The sequence below is a fragment of the Microbispora triticiradicis genome (assembly GCF_005864065.1).
In the GTDB taxonomy this organism is placed as follows: Bacteria; Actinomycetota; Actinomycetes; order Streptosporangiales; family Streptosporangiaceae; genus Microbispora; species Microbispora triticiradicis.
The window spans coordinates 74,186-93,123 of the sequence record NZ_VANP01000012.1 but is presented as its reverse complement, the minus strand read 5'-3'; the positions used below and the strand labels follow the sequence as shown (position 1 = coordinate 93,123).

General features: G+C 75.1%; 6 protein-coding genes. 2 read left to right on the top strand and 4 right to left on the bottom strand.

What is annotated here, in order from left to right; translation table 11 throughout:
* Nucleotides 1-9: 9 nt before the first annotated feature.
* The 4 genes from FED44_RS26770 to FED44_RS26755 form a co-directional block, all read right to left on the bottom strand.
* A complete protein-coding gene (locus FED44_RS26770) occupies nucleotides 10-1,434 on the bottom strand; it encodes an aminobutyraldehyde dehydrogenase (protein WP_111701579.1) in 1,425 nt (474 codons plus the stop codon).
* An 80-nt stretch (nucleotides 1,435-1,514) separates the two neighbouring features.
* On the bottom strand, nucleotides 1,515-2,579 hold the full coding sequence (locus FED44_RS26765; RefSeq protein WP_138462444.1) for a glucose-1-phosphate thymidylyltransferase: 1,065 nt from the start codon (nucleotides 2,577-2,579) through the stop codon (nucleotides 1,515-1,517).
* Complete coding sequence (locus FED44_RS26760) at nucleotides 2,576-3,352, bottom strand: enoyl-CoA hydratase/isomerase family protein (RefSeq protein WP_138462443.1); 777 nt, start codon at nucleotides 3,350-3,352, stop codon at nucleotides 2,576-2,578. Before FED44_RS26760 ends, FED44_RS26765 begins: the two co-directional genes overlap by 4 nt.
* A gap of 4 nt (nucleotides 3,353-3,356) precedes the next feature.
* Nucleotides 3,357-4,424, bottom strand: coding sequence for a 3-oxoacyl-ACP synthase III family protein (locus FED44_RS26755; protein WP_244302294.1), 1,068 nt, complete (start codon nucleotides 4,422-4,424; stop codon nucleotides 3,357-3,359).
* 607 nt (nucleotides 4,425-5,031) lie between these two features.
* Here FED44_RS26755 and FED44_RS26750 point away from each other — a divergent pair.
* Complete coding sequence (locus FED44_RS26750) at nucleotides 5,032-10,590, top strand: type I polyketide synthase (protein ID WP_138462442.1); 5,559 nt, start codon at nucleotides 5,032-5,034, stop codon at nucleotides 10,588-10,590.
* Between the two features lie 119 nt (nucleotides 10,591-10,709).
* Nucleotides 10,710-18,938, top strand: coding sequence for a type I polyketide synthase (locus FED44_RS26745; protein ID WP_138462441.1), 8,229 nt, complete (start codon nucleotides 10,710-10,712; stop codon nucleotides 18,936-18,938).

Below are 18,938 nucleotides of genomic sequence, written 5' to 3'. Positions count from 1 at the left end.
TGGCGGTGCTCAGGTGTGGCTGATCATCACGTGCTTGACGCGGGTGTAGGCGTCGAGGCCGTACCGGGACAGGTCCTTGCCGGTGCCCGAGTGCTTGAAGCCGCCGTGCGGCATCTCCGGGACGAACACCTGGTGGCAGTTGACCCAGACCGCGCCGAAGTCCAGCGCGGCGGACAGCCGCATGGCCCGTCCGGTGTCCCTGGTCCACACGCTTGAGGCGAGCCCGTAGTCGACGCCGTTGGCCAGGGCGACCGCCTCGTCCTCGTCCGCGAACGGCTGCACGGTCACCACCGGGCCGAAGACCTCCTGCTGCACGATCTCGTCGTCCTGGCGCACCCCGGCGACGACGGTCGGCGGGAAGAAGAATCCGGGACGGCCGAGCCTGCCGCCGCCGGCGACCACGCGGGCGTGCGCGGGCAGCCGGTCGAGGAAGCCCGCGACCCGCTCGGCCTGGTTCGCGTTGTTGGCCGGGCCGAGGAACACGTCCTCCTCGTCGGGATGCCCGACGAGGAGCGCCCGCGCCGCCTCGGCGAGCGCCTCGACGAACCCGTCGTACGCGCGCCGCTCCACGAGCACGCGGGTGACGGCGGTGCAGTCCTGCCCGGTGTTGAAGAACGCCGCCGAGGCGATGCCTGCCGCCGTCGCGGCCGGGTCGGCGTCGGCGAAGACCAGCGCGGGGGCCTTGCCGCCCAGCTCCAGGTGGACGTCCTTGAGGTCGCCCGCCGCGGCCGCCATCACCTCGGCTCCGGCCCGCGTGGACCCGGTGATCGCCACCATCTCCACCCCGGGATGGGCGACCAGCGCGCGGCCGGTGTCCCGGTCGCCGCACAGGACGTTGACCACGCCGGGCGGGAACACCCGCGCGCACATCTCACCCAGCAGCACGGTCGAGCCGGGTGTCGTGTCCGACGGCTTGAGCACCACCGTGTCGCCCGCCGCCAGCGCCGGGCCGATCTTCCAGGCGGCCATCATCAGCGGGTAGTTCCACGGCGTCACCTGCGCGACCACGCCGATCGGCTCGCGGCGCACGAACGAGGTGTGCCCCTCGGCGTACTCGGCGGCGCCGAGGCCCTCCAGCAGCCGTGCCGCTCCGGCGAAGTAGCGGACGGCGTCGACAGCCCCGTCCACGTCGACGCTCAGCGCGGTGCCGCGCGGCTTGCCGGTCGCCCGCACCTCGGCCTCGGCCAGCGCCTCCCTGTCCTCCGCCATCAGATCGGCCAGCTCCAGGAGCAGTCGCTGCCGCTCGGCCGGGGTGGTGCGCCGCCAGGCGCGGGCGGCCTCGGTGGCGGCCGCGACCGCCTGGTCCACGTCCTCGCCGCCCGAGCGGGCCGCCCGGGCGTACACCTTTTCGGTGGACGGGTCGACCAGGTCCATCCAGTCGCCGGACGCCGGTTCGCGGCTCTCCCCGGCGATGACGTTCCGTACCGTGTCCATAGCCGGTCTCCCTCGATGTCCAGGAGTCCCTACCCACGGCCGGCGTCTCCGAAGACGACCTCCTCCGGGCCGCGCGGCCCTCACGAACTGATCTGCACCCGGCTGTGGTCTCCCAGGACCAGGCGGTGGGCCCGGGGCGTCTGCGCGGCCGGGGTGACCTCCACGTCCCGGCCGATGAGCGAGGCCTCGATCCGCCCGACCCCCGAGATGGCGGCGTCCCGCAGCACGATCGAGTACTCGATCTCGCTGGCGTCGATCCGGCACCGGTCGCCGATCGACGTGAAGGGCCCCACGTAGGAGTCCCGGATCACCGAACCGGCGCCGATGACGGCCGGGCCGACGATCCGCGAGCAGCTGACGTCGGCGCCCGCCTCGATCACCACACGCCCGATGATCTCGCTGTCCGTGACGACGCCGTCCTGCCGCGGCTCCAGGGACTCCAGCACCAGCCGGTTGACCTCCAGCATGTCGGCGACGTTGCCGGTGTCCTTCCAGTAGCCGGAGATCACCGTGGAGTCCACGCGCCGGCCGGAGTCCAGCAGCAACTGGAGCGTCTCGGTGATCTCCAGCTCGCCGCGCGCGGAGGGCTTCAGCTCCGCGATCACCTCGTGCACCACCGGAGTGAACAGATAGACCCCGACGAGCGCCAGGTCGCTCTTCGGGCGGGCGGGTTTCTCCTCCAGGCCGACGACCCGGCCTCCGGAGTCCAGTTCGGCCACGCCGAACTGCCGGGGATCGGGCACCCGGGTGAGCATGATCTGCGCGTCCGGCCGCCGCTCGGCGAAGCCCCGAACGATGCCGGTGATGCCGCCGAGCACGAAGTTGTCGCCCAGGTACATGACGAACGGGTCGTCGCCGAGGAAGTCCCGGGCGATCAGCACCGCGTGCGCGAGCCCGAGCGGCGCCTCCTGCCGCAGATAGGTCACCTCGATCCCGAACGCGGAGCCGTCCCCGACGGCCGCCTCGATCTCCGCGTGGGTGTCGCCCACCACGACGCCGACGTCGCGGATGCCCGCCTCCGCGATCGCCTCCAGGCCGTAGAAGAGCACCGGCCGGTTGGCCACGGGCACCAGTTGCTTGGCGTGCGTGTGCGTGATGGGACGCAACCGCGTCCCGGAGCCGCCGGCCAGCACGATCGCCTTCATCGGCGCGTCCCCGGCCTGTCTCCCGCGGCGGCGAAGCGCTCGACCACCGCCGCCACGGCGGGGTCGGCGAACCGCGCCGACTGGTGCCGGGCCTCGAAGTCGAGCTGGTCGCGCAGTGTCGCCGCGAAACCCGCGTCGAGGAGCGCGCGGGTCGCGACGACGGCGGCGGGCGCGGCGGCCAGCCCCCGGGCCGTCGCGAGCGCCTGGTCCCGCAACTCGGCGTCGTCGACGCAGCGCCAGATCATGCCCCACCGCTCGGCCCGCTCGGCCGGGACGCGTTCGCCCGTCAGGGACATGCCCATGGCCCGGGCCCGTCCCACGACCCGGCCGAGGACCCAGGTCGCGCCGAGGTCGGGCACGCCGCCGAGAGGCACCACCTGGGGCAGGAGGAAGTACGCGGACCTGGCGGCGATGACCACGTCGGCGAGCAGCGCCAGGCCCACGGCGCCACCGGCACACGGACCGTTGACCGCGGCGACCAACGGCAGCGGCAGGGCCTGCACCACCTCGGCCAGCGGCGCCATCGTCGCGGCCAGGTGGTGCGCGACCTCGGCGGGCAGGTCCTCGCTCGCCGCGAAGTCACGCAGGTCCGCCCCGGCGGAGAACGCGCGGCCCGCGCCGGTGAGGACGATCGCGCCGACGTCCGCGCGGGCGCCGAGCGACTCGAACTCCTTCCTGAGCCGGTTCATCAGCTCCCAGCTCAGGGCGTTGAGCCGCTCGGGGCGGTCCAGGGTCACGACGGCGACGCGCTCGGCGATCTCGGTACGCAGCATGGCGTCAGCCCCAGGCGTCGCCGGACGGGTCCGGCCCGAAGTGGCGGAGACAGACCGATCCCCAGAGGAAGCCGGCCCCGATCCCGGCCATGATCATGAGGTCTCCGTGGCGGACGGTGTTCTCCATCGCCTCGTGCAACACCGTGAACATGCTGGCCGCTCCGGTGTTGCCGAGCCGCCCCACCGTCGTGGGCACGCGGTCCGCGGATATGCCCAAGCTCGACACCGTCTCGTTGATGATGTTCTGGTTGGCCTGGTGCAGGAGGAAGTGCCGTACGTCCTCCAGGCCGACTCCGGCGCGCAGGGCGGCCTGCCTGATGCTGCCCGGCAGCTGACCGGTGGCCATGTCCCAGACGGCCCTGCCGTTCATCTTCAGGAACTGGCCGCGTTCGTCCACCGTCTCGGGGCTGGTCGGCCGGCGGGAACCGCCCGCGGGGATCTGCACCTCGTAGGAGAGCGCGGAGCCGGTGTGCCAGGACAGCAGCCCGAAGCCGCTCGCCGTCGGCCGCAGCAGCGCGGCTCCGGCGGCGTCGCCGAAGAAGACCCGGGTCCCGCGGTCCAGCGGGTCGGTCAGCCGGGACCCGGCGTCGGCTCCGATGACCAGGATGTTGCGGAAGGCGTCGTTCTGCAGCAGGTGCGCGGCCAGGAGGATCGCGTGGATGCCGCCCGCGCAGGCCGACTGCGAGAGGTCGAGCGGAAGCGCGCGCCGCGCGCCGAGCGCCTCGGCGACGATCAGCGCGGTGGAGGGGAGCGGCTGGTCGGGGGTGAACGTGGCGACGATGACGACGTCGAGGTCGCCGGCGTCCACCCCGGACCGGTCGAGCGCCTGCCGTGCCGCGGCGATGCCCATGTCGGACGTGGCCATGCCCTCGGTGAGGAAGCGCCGCTGCCTGATCCCGATCCGGGAGGTGATCCACTCGTCGGAGGTGTCCAGCGTCTCGGCCAGGTCGTCGTTGGTCACGACCTGCTCGGGCACGTAGAGCCCGGTCGCGCCGATGCCGACAGGGCGGGTGAGCGGTGTCGCGGCGCCGGCGATCGCCGGCGCCTCATCCAGACGGAACGTTCTCTGCACGTGTTGTCTCCGATCTGTCATCCCGGCGCACCGAGGGGGCGACACCGTCAGCCCCGTATCGCGCTCGGCATGACGAGCCCCCGTCGCCCCGGTTCCGGCCCTGAGGCGGGAGTGGGCGTCCGGCCGTCTCCGCCCGCGTGGGCGGGCGTCGGTTCGGACTCGACGCCTGTTTCCCCGCGCCCATGGTTCGCGTGCTGCTGGGAAAGCTAGCACCGAATTGTCGGGTGAACCACGCACTTTTGTGCCGCGTTTTTCCGGCCTGACCGGCAGTTTTTTTCTGCCGTCGAAACCGCGTGGTCCGCCCCGGCCCGGCCGATGAGCATGGTCGGCGGCCGCTTTTCCAAGCGTGGTGCCGACCGGCAGAACGGGGGGCCGGATCGGCGGCGGTTCCGCTGAACTTACTGGTCAGGCGCTTGGCGGGCCTCGCCTTTCCCAGGCGTGCGCCCGAAGGTCCGTGGCCGCCGGAAAAAGTGTGTCGTCCAGGTTTCGCGATTCTGCCGCCTGAACCGCATTGTTAGGGCGGGGCCGGACTGCGAATCATTCGGTTTCGAAACGGGGCGGTTGTCGGGCGGCCGGCCGTGGAGCACGAGGGTGTGGGGGCGACGCGATGACCGACGAACAGAAATACCTGGATTATCTCCGGCGCGCCACGGCCGAGATGCAGGATCTGCGGGAGCGGCTGCGCGCGGCGGAGGAACGCGAGCACGAGCCGATCGCCATCGTGGGCATGGGCTGCCGCTACCCGGGCGGGGTGGGCTCGCCGCAGGACCTGTGGGACGTGGTGTCCGGCGGACGCGACGTGGTGTCGGAGTTCCCGCGCGACCGCGGCTGGGACGTCGCGGGACTGTACGACCCGGAGCCCGGCAGCCCGGGCAGGACCTACTCGCGCCACGGCGGTTTCCTGCACGACGCCGCGATGTTCGACGCCGGTCACTTCGGCATCAGCCCGCGCGAGGCGCCCTCGATCGATCCGCAGCATCGGCTGCTCCTCGAATGCTCCGCCGAGGCGTTCGAGCGGGCCGGCCTGGACCCCGGCTCGCTCCGCGGCAGCAGGACCGGCGTCTTCAACGGGGTCATGCCGAACGAGTGGTCGGGTCAGATGGGCAGTCTCGCCTCCGGACGCGTCGCCTACGCCTTCGGCCTCGAAGGACCGGCGGTCACCGTGGACACCGCGTGCTCGTCGTCACTGGTGGCGCTGCACCTCGCCTGCCAGGCGCTGCGGACCGGCGAGTGCTCGCTCGCCCTGGCGGGCGGCGCGACGGTGATCGTGGCGCCGGACACGTTCCTGGAGTTCAGCAGGCAGCGGGGCCTCTCCCCGGACGGGCGGTGCAAGTCGTTCGCCGACTCGGCGGACGGCACCGGGCTGGCCGAGGGCGCCGGTGTCCTGCTGCTCGAGCGGCTGTCGGACGCCAGGAAGCACGGCCACCCGGTGCTGGCCCTGGTCCGCGGCTCCGCCGTCAACCAGGACGGCCGGTCGAACGGCCTCACGGCGCCCAACGGGCCCGCCCAGCAGAGGGTCATCCGCCAGGCGATGAACGCCGCCGGGCTGTCGGCGGCGGACGTGGACGTCGTCGAGGGGCACGGGACGGGCACGCGGCTGGGCGACCCGATCGAGGTGCAGGCGATCCTGGCGACCTACGGCCGGAACCGGCCCGCGGACCGGCCGCTGCTGCTGGGTTCGATCAAGTCCAACATCGGCCACACCCAGGCCGCCGCCGGCGTGGCGGGAGTGATCAAGATGGTGCTGGCGATGCACGCCGGCGTGGTGCCGCCCACGCTGCACGTGGACGAGCCGTCCCGGCAGGTGGACTGGTCCGGAGGAGCGGCGACGCTGGTGCTGGAGCCGACCCCGTGGCCGGAGACGGGCAGGCCGCGCCGGGCCGCGGTGTCGTCGTTCGGGCTCAGCGGCACCAACGGGCACGTCATCCTCGAACAGCCGCCGGCCGGCGACGACGCGCCGCCCATTACGGGCACGCCGGCGTTGCCGTGGATGCTGTCCGCGCGGACCGAGGAGGCGCTGCGGGGCTACGCCGACAAGTTGCGCGCGTACGCGGTCGCCCATCCCGAGGTGGAGCCGGCCGGCATCGCCGCCGCCCTGACGCGGCGTCCCCTGATGGCGCACAGAGCCGCCGTCCTGGCCGCGGACCGCGAGAGTCTCGTAGGCGGACTGACGGCGCTGGCCAGGGGCGAGCAGGCGGCCGGCGTGGTCCACGCCCAGGCGTCGCCGGGCCGGCTCGCCGTGATGTTCTCCGGGCAGGGCTTCCAGCGGGCGCGCATGGGCCGCGAGCTGCACGCCGCCTTCCCCGTCTTCGCCGACGCCTTCGACGCGGTCTGCGCCGAGTTGGACGAGCACCTCGACCGCCCGGTGAGGTCCGTGGTCTTCGCCCGCCCGGACACCGCGGAGGCGCGGCTGCTCGACCGGACCGACTACACCCAGGCCGCGACGTTCGCCCTGGAGATCGCGCTGTACCGGCTGCTGGAGAGCTTCGGCGTCCGGCCCGGCTTCCTGATCGGGCACTCGGTCGGCGAACTGGCCGCGGCCCATGTCGCGGGCGTGCTCTCGGCGGCCGACGCCGCCCGCGTCGTCGCGTACCGCGGCAGGCTGATGCGGGAACTGCCCGGCGGCGGGGCGATGCTCGCCGTCGCGGCCCCCGAGGCGTGGGTCCTGGAGCGGCTCGCGTTCCTCGGCGCCGACGTGAGCCTGGCGGCGGTGAACGGACCCGCCGCGGTCGTGGTCTCCGGCGAGGAGGCGGCGGTCGCGAAGGTCGCCGCCGACTGCCGCGCCCAGGGCGTCCGCGCCCGGCCGCTCCGCGTGTCCCACGCCTTCCACTCGGCGCTGATGGAGCCGATGCTCGCCGGGTTCGCCGACGTGCTGGCGTCGGTCGCGTTCGCTCCGCCCAAGCTGCCGGTGGTGTCGACCGTGACCGGGACGCCGCTCGGCGACGACGAGGCGACCTCGGCCGGCTACTGGCTGTCGCAGGTGCGGCGTACGGTCAGGTTCGGCGACGGCGTCCGGTGGCTGCGTGCCCAGGGCGTGACCCGCTTCCTGGAGATCGGGCCGGACGGCGGGCTGACGACCGCCGCGCGGGACGTGGCCGACGCCCACCCGGGCCCGGACTCCGGCTCGGACATGACGCCGATGTTCCAGGCGGCGCTGCGGCGGGGGCGGCCGGAGACCGAGTCGTTCCTGAACGCCCTGGCCGTGGCGCACACCCACGGCGTCACCGTGGACTGGTCGCCGGTGGTCCCTGCCGAAACGCGCCGGCTCGACCTGCCGACGTACGCCTTCCAGCGGCGGCGCTACTGGCAGGACGACACGGCGACGCCGAGGGATCCGAGCGGGTTCGGGCTCGGTGCCGTCGACCACCCGCTGCTGAGCGCGGCGGCGGACGTCCCCGGCACCGGCGACCTGGTCCTCACCGGGCGGATCTCCCTGGACACCCACCCGTGGATCGGCGACCACGCGATATGGGACGTCGCGCTGGTGCCCGGCGCGGCCCTCGTCGAACTGGCCGCCCAAGCAGGTGAACTGGCGAACTGCGGGCGGGTCCGGGAACTGGTCCTGCGGGCGCCGCTGGCGCTGCCGGAGCGTACGGCGGTGCTGTTGCGGCTGGTCGTGGGGCCGCCGGACGACCAGGGGGAGCGCGCGATCGGCCTGTACTCCCGGCCGGAGGACGACGCGGACGCGACCTGGGTCTGCCACGCCTCCGGTGTCCTCGCCCCCGAGATCGCTGAGACACCCGAACCTTCGGAGGCCGCGACGGAGCGCGAATGGCCTCCGGCCGGCGCGGTCGCGGTGGCGCTGGACGACGCCTACGACCGCCTGGCGTCGAGCGGATACACCTACGGGCCCGCCTTCCGCGGGCTCCGGGCGGTGTGGCGGCGTGGCGAGGAGGTCTTCGCCGAGGTCGCGCTCCCCGAGGACCAGCAGGCGCGGGCCGGGAGGTTCGCCGTGCATCCGGCGCTGCTGGACGCCGCCTTGCAGGCGGCGGTCGTGGACGGCCTGGGCGCCGCCGATGAGGAGTCGCCGGCCCGGCTGCCGTTCTCCTGGCACGACGTGACCCTGCACGCCGCCGGGGCGGTGGCGCTGCGGGTCCGGCTCACCCCGGCCGGTCCCGACGCGCTCACGCTCGCGGCGTACGACCCCTCGGGCCGTCCCGTGGTCACGGTCGGCACGCTGGTGCTGCGGCCGGCGTCGGCCGAGCAGGTGAGCGCGGGCCTGCCCCGTGACGACTCGCTGTTCACCGTGGACTGGACGCCGGCCGGGCCGGCGCCGCAGGATCCGTCCGGCGTGCCGCGCGGCGGCTGGGCGTCCGTCGGAGCCGACGACGTACGCGTGACGGACGCCCTGCGGTCGTCGTGGGGCGACAGCCGCTGGCATCCCGACATCGCCTCCCTGCGGGAGGCCGTCGCCGCCGGGGAACCGGCTCCCGCGCTGGCCGTCGTCCTGTGCGAACCGCCCGCCGGGGAAGCACAGGTCATCGGCGAAGCACGGGCCGCCGGGGACGTCCCGGCCGGCGTGCTCGGCACCGCCGCCGGAACGCTGGCGCTCGTGCAGTCGTGGCTGGCCGACGATCGGCTCGCGTCGTCGCGGCTGGTGGTCGTCACCCGGGGCGCGACGGCGGCCGGGGGCCGGGTCCCGGACCTGGCCGGCGCGGCGGTCTGGAGCATGCTGAGGTCGGCGCAGACCGAGCATCCGAACCGGTTCCTGCTCGTGGACCTCGACGACGAGGAGGCGTCGGTCCGGTCGCTGCCCGCCGTCGCCGTCCTGGACGAGCCGCAGGTCGCGATCCGCGGCGGCGAGCCGCTGGTGCCGCGGCTGACCCGCGCCGGGACGCCGGAGCCGCCGCCCGTCCTCGCCGACCCGGACGGGACCGTCCTGATCACCGGCGGCACCGGCGCGCTGGGCACGGCCGTGGCCCGGCACCTGGTGACCGCGCACGGCGTCCGGCATCTGCTGCTGGCCGGGCGCCGCGGCCGGCTGGAGCCGGCCGTCGAGGCGGAGCTCGCGGAACTTGGCGCGGACGTGGACGTCGTCGCCTGCGACGTCGCCGACCGCGTCAGCGTGGCCCGGCTGCTCCGGGAGATCCCCCGGGAGCGCCCGCTGACGGCCGTCGTCCACGCCGCCGGCGTCCTCGACGACGGGACCGTCGAGACGCTGACCCGCGCGCGGCTGGAGGGCGTGCTGCGGGGCAAGGCCGACGCGGCGTGGCACCTGCACGAGCTGACCCGGGACGCGGACCTGCGATCGTTCGTGCTGTTCTCCTCGCTGGCCGGGACGTTCGGCACGCCCGGGCAGGCCAACTACGCGGCGGCCAACGGGTTCCTGGACGCGCTCGCGGAACGTCGGCGGGCGGACGGCCTCGCGGGCCTCTCGATCGTCTGGGGCGCCTGGGAGAACGGCGGCATGGCCGGCCGGATCGCCGAGGCCGACCGCACCCGGATGGCCCGTGCCGGGGTCGAACCCCTGTCGGCGGACGACGGGCTCGCGCTGTTCGACCGCGCGAACGCGGCCGGCGCCGCCGCGGTCGTCGCGGCCCGGCTCGACCTCGGGAGGCTGCGGAAGGAGGCGGTCCGCTTCGACCAGGTGCCGCCACTGCTGCGCGGCCTGATCCGGCGGCCGAAGACGCGGGCGGGGACGCCGGGCGCCCAGGCCGAGGCGCTGCGCGCGCGGCTGGCGGAGCTGCCGGAACAGGACCGGCTGCGCGAGGTGCTCGGTCTCGTGCGCGAGCACGTCGCCGCCGTGCTCGGACACGCCGCGGCGGCCTCCGTCGAGACCGACCGGGGGTTCCTCGACATGGGCATGGACTCGCTGATGGCGGTGGAGCTCCGCAACCGCCTGGGCGCGGTGACGGGCCTCCGACTGCCCTCCACGCTGGTCTTCGACTACCCGAGCGTCCAGGCGGTGGCGGGCTACCTGGTGGCGGCGCTGCTGCCCGAGGCCGCGCCGGACACCGGGCGGACCGCCGAGGACGACGCGATCAGGAAGGTCCTCGCGACACTCCCGGTGGCCCGGCTGCGGGCGTCCGGCCTGCTGGACGCGTTGCTGGGGCTGGCCGACGACCCGCTCGGGCAGGACCCGCCGCAGGACGACGGCGAACTCGCCATCAAGGAGATGGCCGTGGCCGACCTGGTGGCCCGCGCCTACGAACGAGCCGGCTCGTAGCCCCCGCACTCCTCCCGACCGTTGACGTTCCGCCGCCGTGCCCATGCCGTGCCCATGCCGTGCCCCAAGCGGTGCCCCTTGCCGTACCCCAGCAGTGCCCGAAGGAGCGATGAGACACCATGCCGTCCGACTCTCACCCGTCCCCGAATGGGCACCCGACCCCGAACGGACACCCGACGCTGTGGGGGCTGTCCGCCCCCTACGCGGGCGCTCTGCGCGCCCAGGCCCGGCTCCTCCTCGGACACCTCGGCGGCGGCCACCAACACGGTGACCGACCCGGTGACCGACCCGGTGACCGACCCGGTGACCAGGAATGGCGCCCGGCCGACGTCGGGTGGTCGCTGGCCCGCGCCGGCGCCGGGGGCGCCCACCGGGCGGCGATCGCCGGCGACGACCCCGCGGCCTTCCTGGAGGCGCTGCGGGCGCTCGCCGAGGGAGGCGGCGCCCCGGGGCTGGCCGAAGGGCGCGCCCACCCCGGCGGGGTCGTGTTCGTGTTCCCCGGCAACGGCTCTCAGTGGCAGGGCATGGCGGTCGACCTGCTCGCGTCCTCGCCGGTCTTCCTGGCCCGGATGGAGGAGTGCGCCCGCGCGCTGGAGCCGTACGTCGACTGGGCGCTTCTCGACGTGCTGCGCGGTGCGCCCGGCGCGCCCCGGCTGGACCGCACGGACGTGATCCAGCCCGCGTTGTTCGCGACGATGGTCTCGCTCGCCGACCTGTGGCGGTCGTACGGCGTCGAGCCGTCGGCCGTGCTCGGCCACAGCCTCGGGGAGATCGCCGCCGCGGTGGTCGCCGGGGCGCTGACCCTGGAGGACGGGGCGCGGGTGGTCGCCCTCTGGAGCCAGGCGATGCTCCCCATGACCGGCCACGGGGAGATGGTCTCGGTGCTGGCGTCGGCGGACGACATCTCCGCCCGGGTCAGCGCGTACGGCGGACGGCTGGAGATCGGCGTCCTGAACGGCCCGCAGTCGGTGCTGGTCTCCGGCGACCTGGACGCGGCGCGGCAGTTGGTCGAGGAGCTCACCGCGGACGGCTTCCGCGTCAGGGCCACCGGCACGAACCTCGCGGTGCACTCGCCGCACATCGACGCGATCACCCCGGACCTCCACGGCAGGCTGCTCCCGATCCGGCCGCGCCGCGCCCGCATCCGCTTCTACTCGTCGCTGCTGGGCGGCGTGCTGCCCGACGACGTGCCACTGGACGCGGGCTACTGGTGCCGGAACATCCGCGAGCCCGTCCGGTTCGAGGAGGCCACGCGGGCGGCGCTGGACGACGGGTACGGCGTGCTGCTGGAGGTCAGCGTGCACCCGGTGCTGACCGGGGCGGTGCGCCAGACCGTCGAGGCCACCGGCGCCGCCGTGCCGGTCCGCGGGTCGCTCCGCCGCGACCAGGCCGACCTCGGCAGGGTCATGCGCGCGCTGGGCGAGCTGCACGTCGACGGCGTGCCGCTGGAGTGGGACGCCGTGTACGCCGGCCACGAGCCCCGCGAGGTCGCCCTGCCGGAGACCGCGGCGGCCGCGGAGGAGGAGGACGGCCGGCCGTCCCTGGGCGCGCGCCTGGCGGAGCTGACCGAGACCGGACAGCGTGCGCTGCTGCTCGACCTGGTGGGCCGGGAGCTCGCGGCGCTGCTCGGCACGCCCGGCCCGATCCCGCCCGACCGCCAGTTCCGGGACCTCGGGTTCGACTCGGTGACCGCCCTGGAGATCCGCGGCCGGCTCATGGAGGCGACGGGCACCCGGTTGCCCGCGACCATGGTGTTCGACTACCCGACGCCCGGCGAGCTCGCCGAGTTCCTGCGCGTCACGCTGGCGGGCGCGGAGCCCTCCGGCGCCGTGGCGCCCGCGGCCGCCGCGGACGACGACCCCGTCGTGATCGTCGGAGCCGGGTGCCGTTACCCCGGCGGGATCCGTGGGCCCGAGGACCTCTGGACCCTCGTCAGTGACGGAGCCGACGCCATGGGGCGGTTCCCGGACAACCGGGGATGGGACCTCGAGGGCTCCTACGACGACCAGACGCGCCGGGCCGGGACGCACTACCAGCGCGAGGCCGGCTTCCTGCACGACGCCGACCTGTTCGACGCCGACTTCTTCGGGATCAGCCCGCGTGAGGCCCTCGCGATGGACCCGCAGCAGCGGCTGCTGCTGGAGACCTCCTGGGAGGCGTTCGAGCGGGCCGGCATCGTGCCGGCCTCCCTGCGCGGCAGCGCGACCGGCGTGTTCGTCGGCGCGATGACCGTCGACTACAGTGCGCGCCTGGAGCGGCACCCCGACCTGGAGGGATACGTCCTCACCGGGAACACCGCCAGCGTCCTGTCCGGCCGGGTCTCCTATCTCTACGGTTTCGAGGGGCCGTCGGTCACCGTGGACACGGCGTGCTCGTCGTCGCTGGTCGCGCTGCACCTCGCCGTACAGGCGGTGCGGCGCGGCGAGTGCGGCCTGGCGCTGGCCGCCGGGGTGGCCGTCAACGCGAGCCTCAACATCTTCAAGGAGTTCGCGCGGCTGAACACGCTCGCGCCGGACGGCCGGTGCAAGCCGTTCTCCGACGACGCCGACGGGTTCGGCATCTCCGAGGGCGTCGGCGTGCTCCTGCTGGAGCGCCTCTCGGACGCCCGGCGGAACGGCCACGAGGTGCTGGCCGTGATCAGGGGGTCCGCGGTCAACCAGGACGGCGCGTCCAACGGGCTCGCGGCGCCGAACGGCCCCTCCCAGCAGCGGGTGATCCGCGGCGCGCTCGCGGACGCCGGGCTCCACCCGTCCGAGGTCGACGTGGTCGACGCGCACGGCACCGGCACCCGGCTGGGCGACCCGATCGAGGCCCAGGCGCTGATGGCGACGTACGGGCGGGACCGCGACCGGCCGCTGCTGCTGGGCTCGCTGAAGTCGAACCTCGGCCACACCCAGGCCGCCGCCGGCGTCGGCGCGGTCATCAAGATGGTCGAGGCCATGCGGCACGGGGTGGCTCCCCGGACCCTGCACGTGTCCGCGCCCAACTCGCACGTGGACTGGTCGGAGGGCGCTGTGTCGCTGCTGACCGAGCGGGTCCCCTGGCCGGAGACCGGACGGCCGCGCCGGGCCGGCGTGTCGTCCTTCGGCGTCAGCGGGACCAACGCGCACGTGGTGCTGGAGCAGGCGCCCGATCTCGATCAGAACCTCGATCCCGGGTCCGGGCCCGCCGCCGTCGCGGACCCGGCCGGCCCGCCGCCCGGGCCGGTCACGGTGACCCTGTCGGCCCGCGGCCCGGCCGCCCTGCGCGGGCAGGCCGCGCGGCTGCGGTCGTGGCTGGAGTCCCGGCCGGACGTGCCGCTCGCGGACGTCGCCCTGGAGTTGCGGGCGGCGCGCTCCCCAATGGACCACCGGGCCGCCGTGGTGGCCGCCGACCACGGCGAACTGACGCGCGCACTGTCCGCGCTCGCCGAAGACGCCCCCGACTTCGGCGTCGTGTCCGGCGTCGCACGGCGGTCCGGTGCGGTGTTCGTGTTCCCCGGCCAGGGCGGCCAGTGGCCGGGAATGGGGGCCGGCCTGCTGCGCTCGTCCCCGGAGTTCGCCGCCGCCGTACGGGCGTGCGACGAGGCGCTGGCCCCGTGGACCGGTTACTCGGTCCTGGACGTCCTGTCGGGCTCGCCGGACGCGCCGGGCCTGGACCGGGTCGACGTCGTCCAGCCCGTCTTGTGGGCGGTGATGGTGTCGCTGGCCGAGGTGTGGCGCGCCCACGGCGTGGTGCCCGCCGCGGTCGTGGGCCACTCGCAGGGTGAGATCGCCGCGGCGTGCGTGGCCGGGGCGCTGTCGCTCCGGGACGCGGCGAAGGTCGTCGCGCTGCGCAGCCGCGCGCTGCGGGACCTGTCCGGATCGGGGGCGATGGCCTCGGTCGCGGCGCCGGTGGACGTCGTGGAGCGGCTGCTGTCCCCCTGGGGTGAGGCCCTGTCGGTGGCCGCGGTGAACAGCCCGCTGTCGACCGTGGTGGCCGGTGAGGCCAGGGCGCTGGGGGAGTTCGTGGAGCGGTGCGCGGCCGACGGGGTCCGCGTCCGCCGGATCCAGGTGGACTACGCCTCCCACTCCCCGCAGATGGAGCAGGTGCGGGAGACGCTGCTGGCCGAGCTCGCCGACGTCGAGCCCCGCGCGTCCGCCGTGAGCTTCTACTCGACGGTGACCGGAGACCTGCACGACACCTCCGGGCTCGACGCCGCCTACTGGTACGAGAACCTGCGCGGGCGGGTGCGCTTCGCCGACGTCTGCGCGCGGCTGATGAGCGGGGGCCGGGACTTCTTCGTCGAGTGCGGCCCGCATCCCGTGCTGACCATGGCGGTCGAGGAGTGCGCGGAGGCGGTGGAGGGCGCGGGGGCGCGGCCCGTCGCGATCCCGACGCTGCGCCGCGACGAGGACGGGCCCGCCTCCCTGCGGACCGCGCTGGCGCGGGCCTGGGTGAACGGCGCGCCCGTCACCTGGGACGGGGATCGCCCGCCGCGCCCGGCGCAGCGGCTCGGGCTCCCCACGTACGCGTTCCAGCGGGAGCGCTACTGGGCCGAGACGGGCGGGGTGCGGTCCGCCGGAGCCGGCGCCCTCGGCCTGACCCCCACGGAGCACCCGCTGATCGGCGCGGCCACCGAGATCGCCGACGACGGCGGGGTGCTGTTGTCGGGCCGTCTGTCGGCCCGGTCGCAGCCGTGGCTGGCCGACCACGTGGTGTCCGGTTCGGTGCTGTTCCCGGGCACCGGATTCGTGGAGCTCGCGGTGCGCGCGGGCGACGAGGTCGGCTGCGGGCAGGTGGAGGAGCTGACGCTGGAGGCCCCGCTGGTCCTGCCGGCCGACGGCGACGTGCGCCTGCAGGTCCGCGTCGGCCCGGCTGACTCGGGACGCCGCGGCGTGTCGGTGCACTCCGCGGGCGAGGACGGCGGGTGGACCCGGCACGCCACCGGAGTGCTCGGCCCGGTGGCGGCGGCGTACGAGGAACTGCGGACCTGGCCGCCGCGCGACGCGGCGCCGGTGGCCGTAGACGGGTTGTACGACCTGCTGGCCGAGCGGGGCTACGGGTACGGCCCGGCGTTCCGCGGGCTGCGCGCGGCGTGGCGGCGGGGCGACGAGGTCTTCGTCGAGGCGGCCCTGCCGGAGGACGCCGCCCGTGGCGCGGACGGCTTCGGGCTGCACCCCGCACTGCTCGACACGGCGATGCACGGGCTGTTCCTCGGCGGCCTCCTCCCCGGGGACGACACCTGGTTGCCGTTCTCATGGCAGGGTGTCTCGCTCGCGGCCTCCGGCGCGACCGACGTGCGGGCCCGGCTGTCGCCCGCGGGGCGCGACGCCGTCCGGGTCGTGGTCGCCGACGGCGCGGGGAGCCCGGTCCTGTCGGCCGAGTCCATGGTCCTGCGGCCGGTGCCGAAGTCGCGGCTGCTCGCCTCCGGCCTGGCCGACTCGCTCTACACCCTGGGCTGGACGCCCCTCGACTCCGCCGCCGGCCCTGCTCCGGACCATGCTCAGGATCTGCCCGGCACGTCCGGCTGGGCCGTTCTCGGCCCGGGCGGGCCCGGACTGGCCGAGGATCTCGGCGTCGCCCGCCACGCCGGTGTGCGGGAACTCGCCGACGCGCTCGACTCCGGTGCGCCGGTCCCGGACGTCGTGCTGCTGCCCGTCATGCCGGCGGTCACGGGGGACGCCGCCGGTGTCGGGGAATCGCTCCGGGACCTGCTCTCCACCCTGCGATCGTGGCTCGGCGAGCCGCGCCTCGGCGGGTGCGCGCTCCTCGTGCTCACCGAGAATGCGGTGCTCACTGAGAACGCGGTGCTCACCGAGAACGCGGTGGAGATCGGCGACGCAGGTCCCACGCCCGCGGCGGCCGCCGTCTGGGGGTTCGTCCGCGGCGCGCGGGAGGAGCACCCCGGGCGCCTCCTGCTCGGCGACCTGCTCGGCGACGTCGCCGGCGCGACCGGCCGGGCGCTGCGCGCCGCGGTGGCGTCCGGCGAGCCGGAGTTCGCCGTACGCGGGGACACGGTCCTGGTCCCCAGGCTGGCCCGGGCGGCCGCGGACGAGACGCTGACGCCTCCCGGCGACGGCGCGCCGTGGCGCCTCTCGGTGGCGGGGGAGCGCGGCACGTTCGACGACCTGGCGCTCGTGCCGTCCCCGGAGGCGGCGCGGGACCTGGCACCCGGCGAGGTGCGGATCGAGGTGCGCGCGGCCGGGCTCAACTTCCGCGACGTGGTCGTCTCCCTGCGGATGGTGCCGGGCCAGGAGGGCATCGGCACCGAAGGCGCCGGCGTCGTCGTCGAGACCGGCCCGGCGGTGACCGGGCTGGCGCCGGGAGACCGGGTGATGGGGATCTTCCCCGACGCCTTCGGCTCCTCCGTCGTCGTCGACCACCGTCAGGTCGTACGGATGCCGGCCGGCTGGACGTTCGAGCGCGGAGCCTCGGTGCCGGCGGCCTTCCTGACCGCCCTGCACGGCCTGCGCGACGTGGCGGGACTGTCGGCGGGGGAGACGGTGCTGGTGCACGCCGCCGCGGGCGGCGTGGGGACGGCGGCGGTGCAGGTGGCCGCCGCGCTCGGCGCGCGCGTCCTCGCCACGGCCCATCCGGACAAGTGGCCCGCCCTGAACACTGCGGGTATCGCGGACGAACGGCTCGCCTCGTCCCGCTCGCCGGAGTTCGAGGACCGGTTCCGGGCCGCCACCGGCGGCGCGGGGGTGGACGTCGTGCTGAACTCCCTGACCGGTGAGCTCGTGGACGCCTCGCTCCGGCTGCTGGGCTCCGGCGGCCGGTTCGTCGAACTGGGCAAGACCGACATCCGGGATGCCGCCGAGGTCGAAGCCGCCCACCCGGGCGTGCGGTACCAGGCGATCGACCTGAGCCGGGCCGATCCCGGCCTGGTCCGGCGCCTACTGACCGAGCTGGTGGACCTGTTCGAGAAGGGGACGCTGACGCCGCCGCCCGTCCGGACGCTGGACGTGCGGCGCGCGCCCGAGGCGTTCCGGTTCATGAGCCAGGCGCGGCACGTCGGGAAGATCGTGCTGCGCATGCCGCGCCGCCGGGACCCACGCGGCACCGTGCTGATGACCGGCGCCACCGGGATGGCCGGCCGGGTGATCGCGCGGCACCTCGTGACCGCCGGCGGCGTCCGCCACCTCGTGCTGGTGAGCAGGCGCGGGACGTCGGCCCCGGGCGCGGCGGAGCTGGCCGCCGAACTCGCCGGGCTCGGCGCGGTGGTCGCCGTCGAGGCGTGCGACGCCGCCGACAGGGAGGCCGTCGCCGCGGTGCTGGCGAGGATCCCGGCGGAGCACCCCCTCACCGCCGTGGTGCACGCGGCCGGTGTGCTCGACGACGCGGTGCTGGACACGCTGACCCCCGCGCAGATCGACGCGGTCCTGCGGCCGAAGGCGGACGGCGCGCTGGTCCTGCACGAGCTCACCGCGGGCCTGGACCTGGCGGAGTTCGTGCTGTTCTCCTCGGCCGCCGGGCTGACCGGAAGCGCCGGGCAGGCCCACTACGCCGCGGCGAACACCTTCCTGGACGGCCTGGCGCAGCACCGGCGTTCCAGTGGGCTGCCGGCCACCTCGATCGCGTGGGGCCTTTGGGCCGAGCAGAGCGAGATGACGGCCCGGGCCGACCACGGCCGGCTCGCCCGCCTCGGCCTGCTGCCCATGACCGGAGAGCAGGCGGCGGGGCTGTTCGACGTCGCCACCGGCATGGACCACGCCCTGGCACTCGCCGCGAGGGTGTCGACGGCCGGCCTGCGCGGGCAGGCGGCGAGCGGCACGCTCTCACCGCTCTGGCGGGGGCTGGTGCGTACGGCCGCCCGGCCGGAGGCGGGCACGGCAGGCGGCACGGGAGACGGTCTGGGCGGCGCCTCGCTCACCCACCGGCTGGCCGGGCTCCCGGACGGCGAGCGCCGCCGGACGCTCCTCACCCTCGTGCGCGCCCACGCCGCCACCGTGCTGGGGCGTGCGTCCGGCGCGACGATCGACCCCGGCCGCGGGTTCCTCGACCTCGGCTTCGACTCGCTCAGCGCGGTGGAGTTCCGCAACCGGCTCAGCGCGGCCACCGGCCTGAGGCTGCCGTCCACCCTCATCTTCGATCACCCGAACCCGGAGGTCCTGGCCGGATACCTCGTCACCGAACTGGCGCCGGGAGACCGGCCGGCGGACCGGCCGGTGGCGCCCGGCGGCGACGGCGAGGAGGCCGAGCTGCGCCGTCTGCTGGCGTCCATCCCGCTGGAGCGGCTCCGGCAGGCCCGGCTGGTGGACGTCCTGCGCGAGCTGGCCGGCCGTACGGAGGAGGCGCCGGAGACGGTGCCGCGGGCGGAAGAGAGCGCGATCGACGAGATGAGTGTGGACGAACTGCTCAAGCTGGCCCCCGGGATGAGCGCGTGA

Excerpts from the sequence above, each read along its gene's own strand:
- FED44_RS26770 (WP_111701579.1), bottom strand. The coding sequence starts at position 1,434 with ATGGACACGGTACGGAACGTCATCGCCGGGGAGAGCCGCGAACCGGCG.
- FED44_RS26765 (WP_138462444.1), bottom strand. The coding sequence starts at position 2,579 with ATGAAGGCGATCGTGCTGGCCGGCGGCTCCGGGACGCGGTTGCGTCCC.
- FED44_RS26745 (WP_138462441.1), top strand. The coding sequence starts at position 10,710 with ATGCCGTCCGACTCTCACCCGTCCCCGAATGGGCACCCGACCCCGAAC.
- FED44_RS26750 (WP_138462442.1), top strand. The coding sequence starts at position 5,032 with ATGACCGACGAACAGAAATACCTGGATTATCTCCGGCGCGCCACGGCC.
- FED44_RS26760 (WP_138462443.1), bottom strand. The coding sequence starts at position 3,352 with ATGCTGCGTACCGAGATCGCCGAGCGCGTCGCCGTCGTGACCCTGGAC.